We start from the raw sequence: 21062 nt of genomic DNA, 5'->3' as shown, positions 1-21062 counted from the left end.
CCGAGCTTTGCTGCTCAAGGAGGACCTATGTCGACCTTTGCTATCCATGCCAACTCCTTCTTCCTCCCCTCTGGCCCAACCGGCCCTGGATATCTCACCGTTCATGACGGCGTCTTTGGCGCCTTTAGCACTCAGATGCCTGCCAACGCAGACCGCATCGACGAGCGCGATTGGGTGGCTCCTGGCCTGGTAGACACCCATATTCATGGCTTTGACGGCCATGATGTCATGGACCTCTCCCCTGAGGGACTCGACGCCATCGCCGCAGGCCTAGTGCGCAACGGCTGCACCAGCTTCTTCCCCACCACCCTTACCGCTCCCACTGAGCGCATCGCCGAGGCCTGCACTATCGCCGCCGCGCACGTGAACAAGCCCAAGACCGCCCGCGTGCAGGGAATCTATCTGGAAGGCCCCTGGTTCTCCGAGAAGTACAAAGGCGCTCAGAACCCCGCCTATATGGGAAACCCCGACATCCATGTGTTGGAGCACTGGATGGAGTGCGCCGACGGCCTTACCTTCAAGATCGCCCTGGCGCCAGAGAACGACGGCGCCTCCGACTTCATCGCTCAGGCCACCGCGATGGGTGCCATCGTGGCCCTGGGTCACTCCAACGCCACTTACGAGGAGGCTCGCTGCGCAGTGGATGCCGGAGCCACGGTCTTCGTGCACACCTATAACGCCATGAGCCCGTTGCACCACCGCGAGCCGGGCATGGTGGGCGCAGCCCTTACCTGCCCCAATGTCTATGACGAGCTTATTTGCGACGGCAACCACGTGAACCCGGTGTCTGTCAATGTGGTGATGCGCGCTCGTGGCAAAGACCAGGTTTGCCTCATTACCGACTGTTTGGCTGCTGGCGGCATGCCCGAGGGCGATTACGAGATGGAAGGTCTACCCATTGTGGTAAAGGATGGTCAGGCCCGCCTTAAGGAGGGCGGTAACCTGGCTGGCTCCATCGTGGGCCTGTGCCAGTGCGTGAAGAACGTGGTGGACTGGGGTCTGGTCACTCCTGCAGAGGCTGTGGCCATGGCCTCGATCGTTCCTGCCAAGAGCGTAGGCATCGATGATGTGTGCGGCGCCATCAAGCCCGGCCGCGACGCTGACCTCGCCTGCTTCACCAGCTCTATGGAGCTGGAAGCCACCTATGTGGGTGGCGAGGTGGCCTGGAGCGCGCTCTAAGGCAGGCGGAAAAGCGTCTGCGAGCCCTTCCACTCTCCCAGTGTCACTTCTGAGTTTTCTGAAAGGCGCCCCGTGAAGGCCTTGCGGAGAAGACCTCCGTTTTCTCCCCTTGGGCGTTCCGGGGCGTCTCTCATTTATTGAGGGGTATAGACCTGTCAAGTAAAAAGCGGTGTCGCGCAGGCGTTCCGCTCCTCAGCAGTGGAAGGACACTACTATGGGTATTGATTTCAACGAGATCGGCAACAAGATCGCAAGCAAGGCGTCCGAGATTGGCGGAGACGCCGCTGACGTCGTCAAGGATTTGGGTTCCAAGGCCGCAGAAGGCGCTCACAAGGCGGCTGATGGCGCAGTGGATTTGGGCAGTCATATCGCTGAAGGCGCTGAGGATCTGGCTCACAAGGCCCATGATTTCGCCGATAAAGCGAGCGCTGCCGCCCGCGAGGCTGGCGACAAAGTGGGCGTTTCTGCAGAAAAGGCAGGTGCCAAGGCCGAGGTTGACAGCGCCAAGGCAGATATCGCCGCAGACGATCTCAAGGCTGGCGTCGACGCCGCCAAGGAAGACCTCAAGTAAACCAGGAACTTCTCTCCTTTTTTATTTGGCAATACCTCTGCCCGCTGCACAACGCCGGGCAGAGGCGTTTTTTATTTGGGACATCTGGGAACTTCAAGCAGGTAAATTACCCGTTTGAAGTTCCCTTCTTTGATAGAGCCCCGCATCTTTAAAACCAAGACCTCGGTAGTACTCACGCGTGCCTACCGCAGAGATCACCTTGATGGCGGGATAGCCCTTCTCGGCAGCTTGACGACAAGCTTCTTCCACCAGAGTGCGCCCTAGACCTCGATGCTGGGCGCCTGGTTGTTTAAGCCCCAGCTCAGAAACGCGGCCGTATACATGTACTTCGCGGATCATGGCGTCGGGGGAGCCTAGTACAGCCTCAGCCTCCTGGGGGTGGGGCAGTGAGAGGCGCAGAAAGCCTGCGATAGAGCCTTCTAGGGTGGTCCATGAGATGAAGCGCTCGCAGGAAACCAGCGTCTCGTATTCGTAGGTGCTCATGGAAAGCTCGTCTGCCGATGGTTGCTCTCCTGCGATCTCCCTCATGCGAATCTCTTGGACAGACATTCCTTTGGCCTTTGCATAGGCGTTCACGGTATCTTCCACTGTCTGTCGCAGATTGGCCTCGCGGCTGCCTGCCACGATGTCTTGGGCAGAAAAATCCCTGATCATGCGGGAGATGCGCACAAAAGGTGGCGTGACAAGCACATCTTGGGCCAGAGTATCCAAAAGCTCTTCTCGGCTATAGGGCTGCCACAAGCCCTTTGCATGATCGCGCTCTAGGGCGGTGCCTCGGATAAGTGCGCAGGGGTAGAGCTTGACTTCGTCTGGCTCGAAGGCGCGATCAGTGACAAGAGTCAGGTAGTCGCGCTTGTCTTGTTCTGGAGTGGCTCCTGGGAGGTTCGCCATAATGTGCGCGTGGATCTTGAAGCCAAAGAGGCGCAAGAGTCCAAAGGCCTGCTCAAGTGAGGCATCGGATATGGGCCTATTGCTGGCGCTCCGGCGCTGGAAGTCCACCGACTGCACGCCAATCTGCACTTTTGTGCAGCCGAGCCGCCGCATCTCTTCGAGAGAGGTCGCGCTAATGGCAGTGGGCTGCGTTTCGAAGGAGAGGCCCACGCAGCGGCAACGTGCTTGCTCGTTTATTTGCTGCTGGGCCTCGACCTCTTCAAGGGTGGCGGTTTGCGCACGCGCAAGCTCATGCCAACCCTCATCTTCTGCCCACAGGCGCTTCCAACCTTCGTTATAACTGAGGAGACCGGCATCTACCTGCGGCTGCAGATCTGCTGCACGCTTTTGACAGCCTACTGGATCTGCCGAGAAGCCCGCGTCCAGGTAGCGCTTCCGGCGCTCGGCCGCCAACGTCCTTTCTTCCGGTGAACCTGCGCAGTTGAGGGCGCGAAAAAGCTCGCGCACAAACCAGGCGCGATAGGGGGCGGGGTAGTCTGTCCAGGTGCCACCCAGTACGATAAGCTCCACCTTGTCGGTGTGATGGCCCATGTCTCTAAGTACGCGCAGCCTTCCGGAGACTTGCAAGAAAGGATCAAAGAATGATTGTTCGGCTCGCTGGCAAGCGGGCTCGTCAGCCAGATAGCTCTTTGGCATGCGCAAGTCGTTGGGGCAATAGCGACAGTTGCCAGAACAGGGCCAAGGCTTTGCGATGACGGTGACCGTGGCTACTCCAGAAGCGGTTCTGCGAGGCTTGGCGCGAAGTTGCTCCTTGATGCGCGCTTCCAAGGCTTCACTGATGCCCTTCTTTTGCCAAATGCCGGGGTGAAGCTCGTCTTGGTGCAGGTAGTAGGGGAGAAGCGCTCTCTTTTTCACAGGAGCATCCGGCGCCACAATTCCCGTGTTTTGCTGTCTAATAAGCCTAAGAAGCTCCTTCTCGGTAAGCTGGCCCTCTTGGCAAGAAAGTTGTCTGGCAAGCTCTAGGAGAGCTTGCTCCAAACGCTCTTTATAGGTGAGTGTCATGGCTCCTCCCCTTTACATCACAGTGTGTTTTATATAAGAAATCTTCTTAGGCTCCAGCCTCTAGGCCACGCTAGTATAACTGCGTGGGTTCTGGTAGCTTGCGGTTAAGCTGCAGACCCCCCAAAGCACCAGATACATCCCTCATCGTTCATCAAAGAAAGGGGCAACTCGTGGATAGTGCCCAGGCGGCATTGGCATCTTCACTCACTGCGCAGTTTTACGAGCATGAGGCTGCAAGTTTCTCGGCTACACGCCAGCAAGGCTGGCAAGGTTGGGAGTTGCTGCTGCCTTATATTGCCCCTCTTGCCAAGACCCGTGCAGCCCAAGGAGTCCCGCTTCGTCTCATTGATTTAGGTTGCGGGAACTTGCGCTTTGAGACATGGCTCAAAGGGAAGTTGCCTCAAGAAGCGGCCTTTGAAGCGTTAGGGGTGGACAGATGTCTGCCGCTGATGGCAGAGGGGATGGGACTAGAGGGGGTGCGCACGGCTTCGTTCGACCTCGCTTCTCTCGGGCCGCTTCCAGTGGAGTGGCAGGGAAACTTTGATGTGGCGGTATGCTTTGGCCTTATACACCACCTTCCTCTTGCCTCTCAGAGGCATGCATTGATAGAGCGTCTAAGCTCCCTTTTGGCTCCGGGCGGGGTGGCGGCCGTTGCCTGCTGGCGCTTTATGGATGACGGACGTCTCTCCACAAAGGCGCAGCAGGTAACTCTAGAAGCTCGCAAAAGATGGCCAGAGTTGGTGGACAGCTTTGGGCCAAAAGATTGGCTGCTGGGATGGCAAGGGAGTACCGAGGTAGTCCGTTTTTGTCACCACGTAGATGAGGAAGAGCTCGATAGCCTTATGGGTCCAGTGCAGGAAAGAGCGCGCTTCTTTGCAGATGGGTCTTCTGGGACCCTTAATCGCTATGTGGTGTTCGAGCCTTGGCTTTGCACGCAGGCCTAGTGCGTCCAGCCCCAAACGCTTTAGGTTGAGAGACTTTTGAGCGCTCACGGCTCTCTTTGTTGCGAACACTCCTTTGAGTGCTGGTGGCAGTGCCAAGCTTTTTCTCGGGTTCTCTCCATTGGGTCTTATAAGCGTGGGCCTCAGGGTCCCAGCTTTGTGAGATGTTCCACACCTGGCGCGTGAAAGCGCGCACCTCGGGGTCTACCATGAGCCAAGTGGGATCTATAGGACAGGTGAGATAGAGATCGCTCACAGATCTCACCCTTGAAAGGGCTACGTAGAGCTGGCCTTTCTCAAAACAATGGGGGTCGAGATTCATAGAATCCAGAGTGAGCCCCTGGGTCTTATGAATAGTCATGGCCCAGGCCAGCCTCAAGGGTATTTGTGTATAGGTGCCCTTCTCAACTTCTCGAAGGCCGCCTTCCTCATCCTCTTCGTAGTCCAGAGCGCTCCATTTCATCGCTTCGACGGTAACGGTGTCTCCGCCATCAAGCTCCACGCGCACCTGACCGTCTGCAGGGAATCCAATCACAGTGCCTATGGAGCCGTTTACAAAGGCATCGTCAGGGTCGTTCTTGCAACACACCACTCGTGCCCCACGCTTGAGAGTGATGGTCTCGTCCACTGGATGAACCGAGCCAAAGGAGCCGGTGGTGCGCGCTTTGAAGGTATGGGCTTTCCCGGAGAGTTCGCTCAGTCGCCGGGAATTGATCCTGTCTACCACGCGATTGGTAGAGGCGATGTAAGGAGCTCCTTCAATATACTCATCGCAGGCATGCTGGCTTATCCATTGGCAGGCGGAAGGGTCTCCCTTGCGAATGGCGGTAAGGGCATCCAAGAATGAAGGGTCTGCTTGCCTGTGATGATCCCTGAGGATAAAGGGATGAAAGTCCCATTCTTGCCAGCGGCGCCCTTGGAACGCAAAGGGACCGTGGTAGAGCATGCCATACTCATCTTTGAGATGAGCTTCGTCATCGCCGGCAACCACCGGAGGCAGCTGGGAGAAATCGCCTACCACCACCAATTGAGGCCTGGGGCGCACTTTGCGCATGATGGTGGACACCGCATCGAAAAGATCGCATCGCAGCATGGATATCTCATCAATAATGATTACATCTGCTTGAGAGATGGGCTCTCTCACCCTAAGGCGCGTGCCGCGCCCCTGTACTCCAAGGCCCAGCTTAAAGGCCCTGTGCACTGTAGTGCCGCCAACATTGAGCGCCGCGATGCCTGTAGGAGCGCACACCACAACATTGCGTCGCTTTTTGCGCAGGAGGCGCAAGGCTTCTTCAATCACGAAGGATTTGCCGCAGCCGGCCCCGCCGGTAAGAAAGACGTTTTCCCCTGAGAGGATGGCGTCGATGGCAGCCTGTTGCTCTGCATCTGCGCAGGCTCGTTTTTCTGAAGCCTTCTCTGCCACTTGGCGCCCTCCTCTCACGGGCATGGGAATGTCTACTAACCCTATCGCAGGAGCACCTAGAGCGCTCGGTTTTAGGTCTCCATTGTGACTCAGCCTTGCTATAAGAACAACTGTTCGTATGCTCTAATCAACGAACGGACATACATGGACGGCGGCCAATGGTTTAGCTCGCCAGCCGGAGACTCGAGTCTTGGGACAAAACTCTAACCCCAGTAGTTGCGCCCCAATAATTGTATGAGCTCAGTTCACCTCAGTTCATCGCCTCCAGCCCCGAGCAGCCCACCTTCCTCCGGGTGGGCTGCTTTTTTGCCGAGGTGGGGAGATGAGGCTTCGTAATTCTTGCTAACACGAGATGTACCTGGGCTTTTAGCCCGCAGATTTTACACAGCTCCTAATGAGGGGGCAGGGCGCTCCCTCATGAACGAGAGGAGCGAAAGTGGATGAGAAAAATCTGTGGGGCCACAAGGATCGCCTTCTGGAGGCTTGCTGTTCATACATTGAACAGCTTGGCTTGGATGCAGGAGGCGAATCTATGGGGCAGAGCAGGCGTGTGGGCGGATGGAGTATCTCGGAGGTGGAGGCGCTTATCGGCCTTAGCCGCCGAGACATCCAGCGAGCCTGCTATGGCGGCCAAGGTGGAGTGGCGATCTTGAGTCCCCAAGACACAACTTGGGGTCGTCGTAGCTACGACCTAGAAGATCTCGCACAGCTCTATGTGGTGAAGCAGTATCGGCGTCAGGGATTGAGCCTGCCAGAGGTCAAAGCGGAGATCGAAGAGCAAAAGGAAGCCGGCAAAAGCATCGAAGACTTGCTGGGTGTGCAGGTGTCGAGGCTCAAGGAGCAGGCAGAGGAAGTGGCTGGGCAGCTGCTTCAGGCCGAGGCGCTGCTGGCTGCAGCAAAGGGTGACGCGGGGACTTCGCTGGAAAAGCTGGTCTCTCGGCACCTGGGAATTCGCAGTGCGCTGGATCCAAGCCTCTCTACGCCGCCGGAGAAGAACCCGGCTTCCTCTATAGAGGCGCTGCTCTATACCCCAGGGCTCATCGATAGCCCGGGGGTGGCATTGGCTATGGATGTGTGGCTGGGGCCTGGATCTGCAGAGATGCTGAGAAGCGCTGCAGAGGCAGCCAGCCTAAGAACTCAAAGCAATGGAGGAGAACATGAAAAGTAAGATGGCAAAAGCCCAGGGTGTCCATGCCTTCACCAGGCGCGCTTTTCTGGGAGGAGTGCTGGCGATAAGCGCAGGCCTATGCGGATGCGGGGCGAAGACTTTGACAAGTGGCGATGCCCAGGGGTCGCAGACAAGTGGGGCTCCGGAGGCAAAGCCCCAGGAAGAAGCCCCTAAAGTATCTTCTGATCCTCATGTGGCCTACATCAAGAACTACAAAGGGCAAAACGCTGCGGCTCTGGGCTATGCGGCGGCCAACACCTTTCGCATGGAAAAACTGGGAGCGATCTATCTGCGGCTGGTCTACGTGGACCCCTCGGGCGTCTTTGTGGATCCAGAAGACGAGGAGCAGCTCAAAGGCTATGTGGTCTTCGACCAAAACCTGGCGCCCAATACCCAGGTAGACATCGAGTTTAGGCAGGACAAAGAAGGAAACGAGCTTCAGACCATCGCTCGCTGGCAAAGCCACGAGCAGGTAGTGTTGGCGGTAAAGGCCACGGGAAGTCCCGACCCAACTCCGGTGGACATGACTGCCATCGATGGGGCTCCCGATAGATATACGAACTATATTCGCGACTACACAGGGCGCAACCTGGCCGAATGCGGCTACAACTCCGCTGCGGGCAACCTTACCGACGCCTATGGCCCCGGCTTCATCCACCTGGCCACAGTGAGCGACGACGGCGCCTACATCGACCCTGCAGACAAAGAGGCCCTCGCCAGCTATGTGGTGGTGTCTCAGGACGTGGCCCCCAATACGCAGTTCACCATGGAGCCCACGACGGCTGCCAACGGCGAGGTCTACGATCTTATCGGCTCGCAATCCATCGATACGGTGACGCTGACGGTGCGCAAGCTGGAAGCCAAAGGGTAGGGGGCGAGGATCCAGTCGAAGGGGAGGGCTGAGCCGAGCTCCTGCGTTCCTTGCCGAGAAACCCCTCCATCGCCACAAGAAAACACCCAGCTGCTGGGAGGATGTGCAGCTGGGTGTTCCTTAAACAGATGATGCGGGACTGGGAGGCTCCCTGTGACAATTAGGCGCGACCGGTGGAGCCCAGGTTGTCCATGTGGCTGGCCACGATGGAGGTGATGTTGGCCATGCCGGCCTTGGCGGGCTTCTTGGGGTCGAAGACCTCGGGGTTGGCGGCCATGTAGGCCATGAAGCCCTTCATGTATTCCTGACGAAGCTCGGTAGCGTAGTTCACCTTGCACACGCCGTTGGCGATGGCCTCTTTGACCTGGTCGTCGGGTACGCCGGAGGTGCCATGGAGCACCAGGGGCACGTCGACGCGTTCGCGGATGGCCTTGAGCACTTCCTGCTCGATGTGGGGAGTGCCGTGGTAGACGCCGTGCGCGGTGCCCACGCCCACTGCCAGGGAGGTGCAGCCGGTGCGGCGCACGAACTCCTCGGCCTCGGCGGGATCGGTGAAGGGATTGCCGTGGCCGGCGTCGGGACCGTCGTCCTCTTTGCCGCCCACGCGGCCCAGCTCGGCTTCTACGGGGATGCCCATGGCGGCGCCTACGCGAGCCACAGACTCGGTGATCTTGATGTTGTCCTCAAAGGACTCGTGGCTGCCGTCGATCATGACGGAGGTGTAGCCGGCGTGCATGGCCTGCATGCAGCGCTCGAAGCCGTCGCCGTGATCGAGGTGCAGCGCCACTGGCACGCTGGCATTCTTGGCCGCAGCGTGCACCATGCCGTAGAAGTAGTCCAGGTTGGCATACTTCACGGTGCTGGGGGTGGTCTGCATGATCACCGGAGAGCGACGCTCTTCTGCGGCGGCCAGCACGGCCATCACAAACTCCAGGTCTTCCACGTTGAAGGCGCCAACGGCGTAATGGTTCTTCTGAGCATCGAGCAGCATTTCTTTGGTGGTGACAAGCATTGCAGTTCCTTTCTGCGTCTGCGGCTTTGGGCCTTGGTGAGAACGGGGCGCCAATCTGGGAGGAGGCGATCGGGGTGCTCCTGCGCACCAAAAACCTGCGCCGTTACTTGCTGATGGCAATGTAGCGCGATTTGCGTGGCCGCACTGGTGGCGAAGAAGGGGTTTCTCAGCAAGCAAACGAAACGCCAGTGGCCGTCAATGAAAGCTAAGGTTCCTTCCGGCTGTGACGAAATCTTGCTGTGGAAGCTAAAAGAAAGTCGAATCCTTGCTAAAATGCAAAATAAAGAAAGATAAGGGTTCACAGAACCTTCGCAAAGGAAAGCTCTTATGACCGCCCCTGCTCCCAATGACACTTCGTTGCCCGACCCCGCGACACCTGGTTCCACTCATGGCTCGGGACATTCTTTTGCCGAGGAACGCCGCGCTGCCATCATGGACCTATTGGGGCGCGAGGCTTCGGTGCAGGTGACTGACCTCGCGAAACTCTTTGGAGTGTCGCGGGTGACGGTGCGCTCGGACTTGGATGAACTTGAGGCGGCGGGGCGCCTGCGGCGCACCCATGGCGGTGCGGTGTCGCTCTCGCGGGCGCTCACGGTGTCTATCCAGGACCAGCGTGTGAACGTGAACGTCGAGGCCAAGCAGGCCATTGGCCGCACGGCGGCAGCCATGGTGTCAGACGGCGACTCCGTGCTGGTGGACTCGGGCACTACGGCGCTGGAGTTGGTGCGCGCGCTGGGGGGCTGCAACGAGGTGACGGTGGTGACCTGCGACTTTACGGTGGCGGATTTCATCGACCGCTCCATGCCGTCTCTGGATGTCATCTTGCTGGGCGGCGAGCTGCGCAAAGGCCACCGCTACACCTACGGCCCCATGACAGAGCAGGCCTTGGCGCTTTTGCACCCCCAGATCTCCTTTGTATGCCCTACCAGCTATGTGCCCGGTCGCGGCCTTATGACCAACTTCGCCCCCATGGCTCAGATCAAGCGGGCCATGCTCTCCTGCGCCGCCCGCACAGTGGTGCTCATGGATGCCACCAAGGTGAACGCGCCGGGATTGCTGCTGGTAGATACTCTGGCTCACGTGGATGCGGTAGTGACTGACAGCGATCCTGGCGGCCTTCTGGCCACAGAGCTTCAAGAGCAAGCACCGGAAGCTCAGCTTATCCTGGCTCAGGGCTAGTCAGGGAAGCGGAAGGGAAGGGTTTCTCGGCAAGGTGGCCTGCGGGGCCGAGGGGCTGGGCCAGCAGGCGCCCGCCTCTAGGCGAGCCTGTGGACTTTCACCTGATTGCGCACTTCCTGCGCCACCTGAGGATCAAAGTTGCCGGTAGCGGGGGAGAGGCAGTTGGCAGTGGCGGCGGCCATGGCAAAGGCGAGGGCACAGGCGTCATCCATGGTGCGCTCCAGTGCCACGGCGAAGGCGCCCATCAGGGTATCTCCGGAACCCACAGGATTTACTACCTGGATGTGCGGGGCGACGCCTCGATCGACGTCGTTTGGCAGGGCGACGCTGAAGCCCAAGCAGCCCCCGACTTCTTCGACGAGTTCTTGGTGAAGTGGGATGAGGGCTGCTATCACGATTAGCCAACTGCGACAACCTGCGAGTTCTTCAAGGTCAGGCAGACGTCTCAAAGAGACGCTCTCCTGGCTTTTGCCATAGGCCAGTGTGGGTAAAAAAGCCGAGAAACCCTTGCCCCTCCTACCGGAAAGCCCCCCATGTATTGGATCATCTGGCCCATCTGCCTTGCGGCATGTTTTGTCGGCTCCATTTGCGGCCTAGGCGGCGGCGTCATCATCAAGCCGGCACTGGACCTCTTTGGCCATATGGATGTGGCCCAGGTGAGCTTTCTTTCTGGGTGCACGGTGCTTGCCATGGCTCTCTATTCGGTGCTGCGAGCCCGTGCCAAGGGAAACCTTAGGGCTGAAGCTAAGGTTGATACTTCTGTAGCGGTAGGAGCTGTGGTAGGTGGTCTTGCGGGAAAGCAGCTTTTCTCGGTATTGAGCACGGCCTTTCCCTATCCGCGCATCGTGGGGTGCACGCAGGCGGCGGCTCTGTTTGCGGTATGTCTGTTCACCATCGTCTATACGCTTAGGCGAGATGAGGATGAAGTGCGCGAATGCCATCTGTCCGGCTGGTGGGCGGGAGCTCTGGTTGGGGTGGGACTGGGTGCGATCTCTGCCTTTTTGGGCATTGGCGGAGGCCCGGTCAATATCGTCGCCATGACGTTCTTTTTTGCCATGACCAGCAAGGACGCTGCTCAGGCTTCCCTTTACATCATCTTGTACTCCCAGACCGCAGCCACGCTGATGTCGCTTTTCACTCAGGATCTTTCGGGGATCGACCCGCTGCTTTTCCTGGGCATGGTGGGCTTTGGCATTGCCGGTGCGGCTGGTGGGCGCACCCTTAACGCGCAGCTTTCCAACGAAATAGTGGACAGGATGTTAATTGGGCTTCTGGTTGTCATAATGGGCATAACCATCGCGAATTTTATAAGATTTGCTGCGATATAACGTGAACTATAGAGCTGATTAATGGATCTATGTACATCTATATAAAAACAGATGAACGGTATACGGGATAGGTTTTCGTGTGCCTCAGTTTCGTCTGCATCAATAAGACCCTAAATAAAACACCAAAATGCTCCAAGTTACATATATCTAAATAGAATGATAATAAGTAAATATGCCACCTAATACATAACTATTGAAATAGATAATCATACGCGATAAAAAACATAAAATACCTGGTAGATAGCGTAATAAGTAAAACAGATGCATATATATTACGTGGCATATTTTCAAGAATAGATTGATTTCTCGCGATTCGTTTATTAACCTAATCATAAAATAAGCTGCAATAACTCTGAATTTAGAGGATCTCGCACTCTAATAGATCGTCTAAGCAGCCTACTGAAGGAAGTTCTGCGGCCGGACTAGAGCCGTGGATGATAGACGGAGGAACCTATGCGTACTTTCATTCAGCGAAGCACGCGGGCTACGCTGGCGGTCTTCATGGCCGTGATCTGCATCTTGGGAACCCTGGGCTTCCCGCTCTCGGCGCTGGCCGATGAAGTCGCCATGCAGACCAATGTGCGAGGCACCGATTCTTTGGAAACCACTGCCACAGAGTGGGAGCTCATCCGCATCGGAGACCACCAAGGCGAGCCGCTCTATATAGATGTGATCAAGGATGAGGGCGGTCAGCAGACCTATCTTTCCTATCGCCAGAAGTACGATCTCGGTCAGGCGCACACAAACGGTCCTGCCCCCGAGAATGGTGTGGCGCTCTCGCACATTCTGTCTCTGGCGCTGGAGGATGCCACGCCCGAGGAGCTCTATGGTTCCGCCACTACCACGACCCGCTACCAAATCGCGGTGTGGGACGCCCAGCGCAACGGGGATCCCCTCTATGAGGGCACTGTCTACCCCGTCTATGGACACCTTACATCTGAGGGTCAAGTTGAGGATGAGGGTTATGTGCTTCTCGGCATCCGCACCGCCAATAAGACTGAGCGGGACGTCTCAAAGAATCTTGGCGTAGGCAACACCATCTATAAAGAAGCCGATGGCGGCCGCAACGCCTACGGGCTCCAGCGCGTCGGCGAGAAGAAGGTCGACAATGCGTTCGACGAGAATCTCAACGCCTTTGTAGCCACCTATGAGAAGACTGCGACCGATGCGGTCACCGGCACCGTCATCTATAAGACCGACGAGGGCGACATCGTGCGCACCGAGTCGTTCGCCGGCATCGAGGGCGAGGGCTTGGATGTTCCCATCGACCAGTCCTTCTTCTCCAACGGCCAGTATTACCGCACGCTCTCCTCGCTGGGTTCCACCAAACGTCTTACCGTAGCCCAGCCCAACGTCACCGTGCGCGTGGTGGCGGTGGAAGACATGGCTCAAGCCAACGCCTACCAGCTCACCATCAGCTATGAGGCCGAGAATAGCAATGGCCCCAACCAGGTGCTCTGGACCGACTCCGTCGACATTCATGGCGCTGGCTACCAGTATTCGCTGCCGCTTTCCTTCTCCAGTGCAGCCAGCCGCTCCGAGGGCGTCGCCTTCTACAGCTTCACCGGCGTTGAGGGCAACAGCACGGCTCGCGTTGATCACGAGTGGAGCAATCCCCTGGTGCTCACCGGCGACCTCTCCGAGGCCCTCTTTGACCAGGACGCCAACGGTCATCGCGTGCTCCACGCCCTCTATAGCTCCTCCGAGGACACCAAAGAGGCCACCTTTACCGTGGTGGAGATCGACGGCACCAACGCCACCGAGATCGGTCGCAAGTCTGGCCTGGTGACTCCCGATCAAGACTTCATCTACGAGCCGGCTTCCTTCGAGCACAACGGCGCCACCTATGTGCCCGCCGCCTCCAACACTCAGGCTATCTCTTATAAGTGGGACGACCTCACCACCGGCAAAGACCTCATGGTCTACGTCTACTACGTGCCCGAGGACTACGTGCCTGGCGCGGGCTACGACATCCAGGTGCGCTATCAAGACATTGCCACCGGTGCCATCCTCAAGACCGACACCTACCCGGTGAATCCCGAGATGACCGACTTCCTCACAGTAGTGGGAGATGAGAACTTCTCGGCAGAGGACGGCGAGCGCTATGTGCGCCTGCCTGGCCAGGAGTCCGGCATTCGCCATGCCTTCTATTCGCCCACCCGCGTCTACACGGTCTACTACCGCAACGTGAACGACCAGCTCAATGCCAACGTGACCATTCAGCGCACTCAGATCATCGAGACCCCTCGTGCCGCAGCTGCTGGCACTGCGGGTGGCGGTATCACCGCAGCTCCTATCGCCGCTGCCGCTACCGGTGCAGCTTTGCCTGCCACTGACGCCGGCGTAGCTCCCGGCGACGCCACCACCATCATCAACGACGACGGCAACCCTCTGGCTTCCCCCGAGGGCCAGTCCACCGCCGAGCAGCGCATTGACGACGACGCGAACCCCCTGGCCGCCGGCTTCCAAAACCCGGCCGTCATGGCGGGCTCCATCGCAGGTCTCGCTGCACTTTTGGCCCTGCTGTTCTTCTTCATCTTCAAGCGCAAGAAGAACGCCGATGCCTCCGGCACCAAGAACGCTTAGGGGATGGAGACTATGAACAACACTTCTAAGAACATGCTGCTCAAAAGGATTCTCGCCTTCGCGCTCTCCTTTGTCATGGTGGTCACCTCCACGCCGGTGGCGCCTCTGGCCTACGCCGAGCAGGACCTCAACATCGACACCGCTCCCGTGGTGATCTCCGACGAGGACCTGGTGCAGGTCGATGCCGAGAACCCCACCTCAGATCCTGCAGCTGACGACGCTGCTGACAGCGATGCCCCTGCTGCCGAGCAGGACGCCCCTTCTCAGGAGGATGCTGCTCCTGAGAAGGAGCTTGCGCTCGAGCAAGCCCCGGAGGTCGCCGCTGCTGCTGTCGATACTGCGGCAGCTGGCCCTGCGCGCGTGGCGCCTGCCCAGCTGCAGGACAATAAGAGCCAGGAGATCTCGAGCTCTAATACGGCTGCTGGCTTCAAGGTCATCAAGTACGACAAAGCAGGCACCTATACGCTTACTGTCAAGGACGGCGTCACCTTCTATGGCCGTATTGAAATCTCTGGTGGTGCCAAGGTAACCGTAAACGGCAAAGGCACCATTAATGGCAACAAGCAAGGCTCTGTCATTATTGTCGAGGGCACTAAGGACAGCAGCAAAGTCAGTCATCTCACCCTTGACGGGCCTACGCTCACCAACGGTTCAGGTTCGGAGCTCAGGCATACCACCTACGATGGATCCGGTAACCAGCGTTATTTGAAGTGTGGCGGCGGCGTGCTTGTTCGTCGTACCCATAAAGATTATGGCAACGCCACCTTCATTTTTAAGAGTGGCACCATCACCAACAACAACGTGCATTCTGCCGGTGGCGGCATCTTCGTGGATGGCCTCTGCGGCTTCACTATGGAGAACGGAACAGTCACCAACAACTCCTGCCAGTACTCCGAGGGTGGTGGCCTGTATATTGCTGCCGCCAAAACGGCAACAACAAGGGTTCTGAGGCTGTAATCAAAAAGGGTGTCATTACTAACAATAAATGCAATACCACCTTCTCCTGGGGCGGCGGCGGCATCTTCATCGAGTCCCAGGGCGTATTGCGGGTAGACAGCGTTTTGGTCAACGGCAATACTGCCGATGGCTTGGGCGGCGGCATTGCCGGCTGCCCCCATGCACGCATGGGTGTGGGCTTGCTCGAGGCCAACACAGGTGCTGCGATCTATGGGAACACTGCCAAAAAGGTGCGCCGTCCTTCCAATAGCGTGCTCTATTCCCTCGAGGTGGACAACGTCATTACCGGCGACGTCTATGCCTGGGACCATGCTGCTTCGAGATTCTCTGCAGACAAGGCCATGGATTATTACTGCACGCGAGCCAGTGTGGTCATGGGTGCGGATATGGGTCAAGCAGGGGATACCGTGTGGACCGGCTACCGTGCAAGCGCTTCCAATATGAAGGGTGAGCCGGTCACAATCCAAAAAGGGGAGACCTTCTCTGCGACCAGCGAGTCTGTGGGTCTCACCAACACCTATAAAGGGGCAGCCCCTTCAACGAACGTCACTGTGACGGGCAACTACAGCGCGACTCACGGCGGCGGCATTGGCTGTAATGGCACCCTGAAGATCAACTATGTGCCCAAGGTCGAGTACGGCGCGTTCAACATTGAGCTCCAAAAGAGCTTGGTGACCTCTTTGGGCGACAAGCTCTCTATGGCGGCGAATGCCTATAGGTTTGAGCTCTTCACTGATAAGAGCTGCACCAACAAGGTTGCAGAGGCCACCAATGACGCCAACGGCAAAATCGCTTTCACGCTCACCCATGGCGCCTATGACAGCCAGATCAAGGGTGATGGCGCACAAACCTGGACCTTCTATGCGCGCGAAGTCAAAGGCAACGATCCATCCATTGCCTACGACACCAAGGTTCACACCATTACAGTGAATATTTCCAGCATCCAGTCAAAAACCTCGCCCACCGCGGCGTTTCCAGTGACCACAAAAACGCCTGTGCTTCAGAGCGTGAAGGTGGACGGCAAGGCTCCCGGCAGCGCCCCCTTCTCCAACACCTTCAATGTGAAGGGCGCAGCTCAGCTGGGAATCACCAAGACCGTCTCTGGTCTGCCTGCCGGCTCCTACACCTTTGAACTTCAGGAAATGAAGGGCAAGTCCATTGCGGACCAAGAGATCAAATCCGATGGTGTAAGCGACAGCCAGTCTTTCTCTGTGAATGAGTCTGCCTCTACAAACCAGACTGTCGAGCAACTCTTTAAGAAAATGACCTATACCGCCGAAGGCGACCACTGGTATCGCATTCGAGAGAAGGCAGACGGCGATAGGACTGTTACCGCCTTCGACTCCTCTGTGTATTTGGTAAAGGTCAATGTCAAAAAGAACGGCAAGAAGGCTCTAAAGGCAGAGGTAGTGGAAACTTACAAGGCTGCCGATGCCAATAGCGAGCTTAAAAAGGTGAGCAACACCCAGAAGCCTGCTTTCACCAATACCAACTATCTCTATGAGGGCTTCGACTTCTCTATCACCAAGATGCTGGAGAATGATCTAAATAGCCAGTTTAGACCTGATAACGGCGAGTTCACCTTCGAGCTCTTTGACAACCCTGAGTGCTCTGGCGAGCCTTTGGCCACTGCTAAGAACAATGCTTCTGGACAGGTGGAGTTCAAGGTAGAGAATCAGACCTATCTCCAGAACGAGCTTAAAGGCATGAAGCCTGGCGCTCTAATCTACACCACCCTCTACTTCCACGAGGTTCAGGGCAATGTCCCAGGTGTTACCTATGACACCGAGGCTCATTCCATCAGCCTAGAGCTTAAGGTGACCCAGGGCACCAAGAGCGATATGGGCATCACCAAACCCGTCATTGGCGCCACTGCAAAGGTAACCATGGTGGACGGGAAAGAGCTGACTGCCGCTGGGTTCACCTTCATCAACAAGATCAAAGTTGCGGACGCACAGGTGCCCTTCTCGGCAACGAAGCGCTACAACGGCAACACCACCGACAAGTCTGGCGCCTTCAAGTTCACCTTTGAGGCACTAGATGCGGCGTCGGTAGAGAACAAGACCTTCGAGGTTCGCAAGGGCGATGCTCTCGTGGCTGATTCCACCGGCAAGCTGGTGGACGACGGCACTGGCGCCATCAAGCTCGAGGCTGCTAACGGCGATTTTGCTGGCTCTTTGGCTCCTGTGAGCTTTGGCGACATTACCTACACCAAGGAATCCTACGACGCCTGCAAGACCTATTGGTACAAGGTGACCGAGAACTTCCTGGACAATTCTTCTGCCATTTCTTACGACCCCACGGTCTATGTGGCGAAGGTCGAGCTCACTGCCGCGAACCGCGAGATCGTTCCCACGGTTACCTATTACCGCATGACCTCGTCGGTCGATGGAAAGCTTGATATCGCCGAGATCACCAATACGGATGACCCCATGGTCTTCCACAACACCGACGATGCCTATCTGTCCATGAGCTTCAATATCAAGAAGCTCTTCAAGAACAGCCTGAACAACGATCTCAAGATCGAGGACGAGAAGTTCGCCTTCCAGCTCAAAGACGCCAAGGGCGATCTGGTTTCTGAGTCTACCGCCAACGCAGAGGGCCTGGTGACCTTCGAGATCCCTGGCAAGAACTACATCGACAAATCGTTGGGTGATGCCAAGGACTACGAGTTCACCGTCACCGAGGTCGATCCCAACAATGACAAGATCTCCTTCGACCAGAAGACCCACAAGGTTGTCCTCACGGTGAAGACTGAGGCCAAGCGTGTGGTAAACAGCGAGAACGCAGCCGATAACGATAAGACCTTCTATAAACCTGTGATCACTAAGCAGACCTGGGATGGCAACGAGTGGACTTCCGAAGACGTCCCCACTGTTACCAACACCATCGACGTGAGCACTTCCTTTGTGCCCAAGGCCAATAAGTACCTCACCGGCCTAGCTCAGGGCGAGACTGCGCTCTTCAAGTTCGAGCTCCAGGGCCTGAAGCAGCTCGATCCTGCGAGCGTTGACTTCAATTTGGTCACTGTCGAGAACTACCTGCGTAGCTCTGATGACTTCATTGCCACCGACGGCAAGATCGTCGACAACGGCAAGGATGAGCTGCTGCTCAATGCCTCTACCCAGTTCACTCAGGACGGCACTGCTGAGGTGACCTTCCCCGAGATCACCTACGAGAAGCCGGGCGCCTATTGGTACGCCCTGCGCGAGACCACCAGCGACACTGACACCATCGCCTCCGACACCTCCGTGGCAGTCATCCGCGTGGACGTGAAGCTTGCAGCTGACGGCAAGTCCATGTCTGCCCAGGTGGGCGCCGTCTACAGCGCGAAGTCCATGAGCAAGCCCGGCCTGACCGCTGTTGTCGATGACGGCGGCGAGCTGCCCACCCCGATCTTCTACAACACCGGATTCGCCTACACCGGCTTTGAGTTCGACATCACCAAGGCGTTCAAGAACACCGAGGGTGCACCTCTGCCCATGGAGAAATTCGAGTTCGAGCTTTGGGACGGCATCCCTGGCGAGACCGGCTCCCGCAACCTGGGCACCTTCAGCAACGAGCGGTACGAGGGTGTCACCCCTCACTTGAGCGACAAGGTGATCTTCTCGGTAACCGATGAGATCCTGCTCAAGTCCTACCTCAAGGACAAGGTGGGTACCCCTCAGACTTACAACAACCTCTACATTCGCGAGGCTGCTTCTGCCAATAAGGACATGCTCACCGACGGTGAGGCTCATCAGGTCGTCGTGACCCTTACTCCCGCCATCGAGCGTCCCTCTATGGCCAATGCCAGCCTCACCACCACGACCTATAGCTGCCAGGACGTGAGCGTGACCATTCCTTCGCTCACCAACAACACGGTGACCAACCGCTGGCAGCTCCGTGGCAGCTGGACGCCTCAGGCCTCCAAGATCTACTTTGGCGAGACGGCCGGAAGCTTTGACTTCACGGTTCAGAGCCTCCGCAGCCTGACGGATGCGGAGCTAAGCACTGCCAAGGTGGCCGATCTTCTCCGCAACCAAGGTGAGGTCTCTTCTGAGGACACCGGCGAGAATGCGGTGAAGGTAACCGGCTCTGTCTCTGTGAACAACAGGGGCGAGGAGGCAGTGGAGTTTGCCACTCCTGTCACCTACACCAAGTCGGGCACCTATTGGTACGCGCTCTCTGAGGACGGCGGCACCGATCCCACCGTGTACGTAATTCGCGTCGAGGTGGGTCAGACTTCCGATAGCCGCGGGCTCGAGGTGAAGAGTACTAAGGTGTACTACGCCGACAGCTTTGATACCGCGGGCATCCATGAATATGGCGTGCCTAGCGCTACTGACCCTGTGGTGCCGCAATTTGTGAACACCTCCGGTGCGCTAAAGTTCGCCTCCTATCGCGCCTTTGCGGCCAGTGATCAGGCGGTAGACCAGAAGTGCCTGGTAGACCCCAAGATGTGGAAGGTCCTTGAGGGTCGTACCCTGCAGGAGGGCGAGTACGCCTTTGACCTCATCCAGGTGAAGGATTACACCGACACCACCGGCACCGTCATCTCCACCGCCAAGAACGACCGTTACGGTATGGTGGACTTCGACGCCGCCAATCCTGTGGCCGGCACCGAGGACGACCCCTGCTGCCTCGAGTTCACCGCCCCCGGCACCTATCGCTACCGCGTGGTGGAGAACCCGGACGCCAATCGCGATCCCTCGGTGATCTACAGCGACCAGATCATCACCTTCACCGTGGTGGTGGAGCGTGAGGGCGGCAGCCTCAAGGCCACCGACATGTACTACGGCGAGTACAAAGACGGCACCAACGTGCGCTTCGCCGAGTCGGCAGACCCCGACTGGCACCCCACCATGACCAACAAGGCCCGTGGCATGAGCCTCAAGGTGCGCAAGACCTCCGTGCTCGATCGCGACAACGGCCTAGAGGGTGCCACCTACAGCCTTTTCATGGTCAACAACGGCCCGCAGGATGACATCAAGCTGGCCACCGGGGTCTCTAACGAGGACGGTTGGATCCAGTTTGACGACGTGAACCTGCAGGCAGGGCAGCTCTACTACTTCAAGGAGTTCGCTGCTCCGGCTGGCCACACCGTGAGCGAGTTCAGGAGCCCCTACTTCTATCTGGTGCCAGATGACGCCTCTCCCAATGGCTATGCCATGGCCTACTCCGACACCAAGGACGTAGAGCCCGGCATCATGGTCACCACTGAGGGCGACGAGTCCGACACTGATGCTGTTGAGGCTGGGCAGGATAATGCCCTCTACACCAAACCCGAGGTGGATGGCGACGGCAACGCTCTCTACACCTATGCCAAGGATGGCGGTGTCTACGACGAAGCCACCACCATCACCTTCAACAAGCAGGAGACCAATACCCACAACTGGGTGGAGGGCGCCAAGCTTCAGGTGATTGAGAAGGCTACCGGCAAGGTGGTGGAGGAGTGGACCACCAAGGCCTCCGGTGAGGTGCTCACCGCCAAGCTCAATGTGGACACCCCCTATATCCTTCATGAGGTGTCCGCTCCCGATGGCTATGCAGTGGCCAAGGACGTGGAGTTTGTTATCGACTCCTACGGCAAGCTCTCAGTGACCTCTGGCACCGAGGATGGCAACGCATCGCTCAACGACACCACCGTGGTTCTCTTTGACCGCAGGCTGGATGTGGAAGAGATCAACCGCATCACCCGCACCGATGAGGACAACGACCGCACCACCCGCATCGCCAAGACCGGCGACACCGCCAACATCGCACCCATCATCCTGGGTCTGGTGGCAGTGGTCTTTGTGGGCGCCACCGTGCTGGTAGTGGTGAAGCGTAAGCGCAACCAGGAGTAATACCAGCCATCAGGAATAATGCCTGAGGCAACCACCTGCAACGAGAACCGGCCTCGCTCTTTTGGG

The 21062-nt window shown here is 57.7% G+C and carries 14 protein-coding genes; 10 read left to right on the top strand and 4 right to left on the bottom strand.

The genetic code is table 11. The features are described from left to right. Positions 1 to 27 precede the first annotated feature (27 nt). Positions 28 to 1179 carry an N-acetylglucosamine-6-phosphate deacetylase gene (gene nagA / locus OR601_RS07550; protein ID WP_265591589.1) on the top strand — a complete coding sequence of 384 codons (1152 nt, stop codon included), beginning with the start codon at positions 28 to 30 and terminating at the stop codon, positions 1177 to 1179. 214 nt (positions 1180 to 1393) lie between these two features. Next, positions 1394 to 1750: a hypothetical protein gene (locus OR601_RS07545; RefSeq protein ID WP_265591588.1), complete on the top strand. Its 357-nt coding sequence runs from the start codon at positions 1394 to 1396 to the stop codon at positions 1748 to 1750. A gap of 93 nt (positions 1751 to 1843) precedes the next feature. Here the strand turns inward: OR601_RS07545 and OR601_RS07540 are convergent, their stop codons facing one another. Further along, on the bottom strand, positions 1844 to 3703 hold the full coding sequence (locus tag OR601_RS07540; protein WP_265591587.1) for an elongator complex protein 3: 1860 nt from the start codon (positions 3701 to 3703) through the stop codon (positions 1844 to 1846). A gap of 170 nt (positions 3704 to 3873) precedes the next feature. Between OR601_RS07540 and OR601_RS07535 the strand changes: the two genes are divergently transcribed. After that, positions 3874 to 4647, top strand: a complete 774-nt coding sequence (locus OR601_RS07535; protein ID WP_265591586.1) for a class I SAM-dependent methyltransferase — start codon at positions 3874 to 3876, stop codon at positions 4645 to 4647. On the opposite strand, the gene OR601_RS07530 is transcribed toward OR601_RS07535, so the two are convergent. Then, positions 4601 to 6067: an ATP-dependent DNA helicase gene (locus OR601_RS07530; RefSeq protein ID WP_265591585.1), complete on the bottom strand. Its 1467-nt coding sequence runs from the start codon at positions 6065 to 6067 to the stop codon at positions 4601 to 4603. The two genes, OR601_RS07535 and OR601_RS07530, sit on opposite strands and share 47 nt — an antisense overlap. A gap of 532 nt (positions 6068 to 6599) precedes the next feature. Here OR601_RS07530 and OR601_RS07525 point away from each other — a divergent pair. Continuing rightward, complete coding sequence (locus OR601_RS07525; protein ID WP_265591584.1) at positions 6600 to 7235, top strand: helix-turn-helix domain-containing protein; 636 nt, start codon at positions 6600 to 6602, stop codon at positions 7233 to 7235. Further along, positions 7225 to 8106 (top strand): hypothetical protein, encoded by an 882-nt coding sequence (locus tag OR601_RS07520; RefSeq protein ID WP_265591583.1) that lies wholly within the window; start codon positions 7225 to 7227, stop codon positions 8104 to 8106. Before OR601_RS07525 ends, OR601_RS07520 begins: the two co-directional genes overlap by 11 nt. A gap of 160 nt (positions 8107 to 8266) precedes the next feature. On the opposite strand, the gene OR601_RS07515 is transcribed toward OR601_RS07520, so the two are convergent. Beyond that, positions 8267 to 9118, bottom strand: a complete 852-nt coding sequence (locus tag OR601_RS07515; RefSeq protein WP_136011959.1) for a class II fructose-bisphosphate aldolase — start codon at positions 9116 to 9118, stop codon at positions 8267 to 8269. 327 nt (positions 9119 to 9445) lie between these two features. On the opposite strand from OR601_RS07515, the gene OR601_RS07510 reads away from it, so the two are divergent. Further along, complete coding sequence (locus tag OR601_RS07510) at positions 9446 to 10297, top strand: DeoR/GlpR family DNA-binding transcription regulator (RefSeq protein ID WP_265591582.1); 852 nt, start codon at positions 9446 to 9448, stop codon at positions 10295 to 10297. 77 nt (positions 10298 to 10374) lie between these two features. Here the strand turns inward: OR601_RS07510 and OR601_RS07505 are convergent, their stop codons facing one another. Continuing rightward, positions 10375 to 10635: a PfkB family carbohydrate kinase gene (locus OR601_RS07505; protein ID WP_265591581.1), complete on the bottom strand. Its 261-nt coding sequence runs from the start codon at positions 10633 to 10635 to the stop codon at positions 10375 to 10377. Positions 10636 to 10830: 195 nt separating this feature from the next. Here OR601_RS07505 and OR601_RS07500 point away from each other — a divergent pair, with 195 nt between their 5' ends. The 4 genes from OR601_RS07500 (at position 10831) to OR601_RS07485 (ending at position 20996) form a co-directional block, all read left to right on the top strand. Further along, entirely contained in the window at positions 10831 to 11625 is a 795-nt protein-coding gene (locus OR601_RS07500; protein WP_265591580.1) for a sulfite exporter TauE/SafE family protein, read from the top strand. 453 nt (positions 11626 to 12078) lie between these two features. Then, positions 12079 to 14211 carry a hypothetical protein gene (locus tag OR601_RS07495; RefSeq protein ID WP_265591579.1) on the top strand — a complete coding sequence of 711 codons (2133 nt, stop codon included), beginning with the start codon at positions 12079 to 12081 and terminating at the stop codon, positions 14209 to 14211. A 12-nt stretch (positions 14212 to 14223) separates the two neighbouring features. Then, a complete protein-coding gene (locus OR601_RS07490) occupies positions 14224 to 15168 on the top strand; it encodes a Spy0128 family protein (RefSeq protein WP_265591578.1) in 945 nt (314 codons plus the stop codon). Between the two features lie 86 nt (positions 15169 to 15254). Beyond that, positions 15255 to 20996: a SpaA isopeptide-forming pilin-related protein gene (locus OR601_RS07485; protein ID WP_265591577.1), complete on the top strand. Its 5742-nt coding sequence runs from the start codon at positions 15255 to 15257 to the stop codon at positions 20994 to 20996. The last annotated feature ends 66 nt before the right edge of the window (positions 20997 to 21062 follow it).

It is taken from the genome of Leptogranulimonas caecicola, from assembly GCF_023168405.1.
Taxonomy (GTDB): domain Bacteria; phylum Actinomycetota; class Coriobacteriia; order Coriobacteriales; family Atopobiaceae; genus Leptogranulimonas; species Leptogranulimonas caecicola.
The sequence above is the reverse complement of the archived record's forward strand: the minus strand, read 5'-3'. Positions and strand labels throughout refer to the sequence as shown.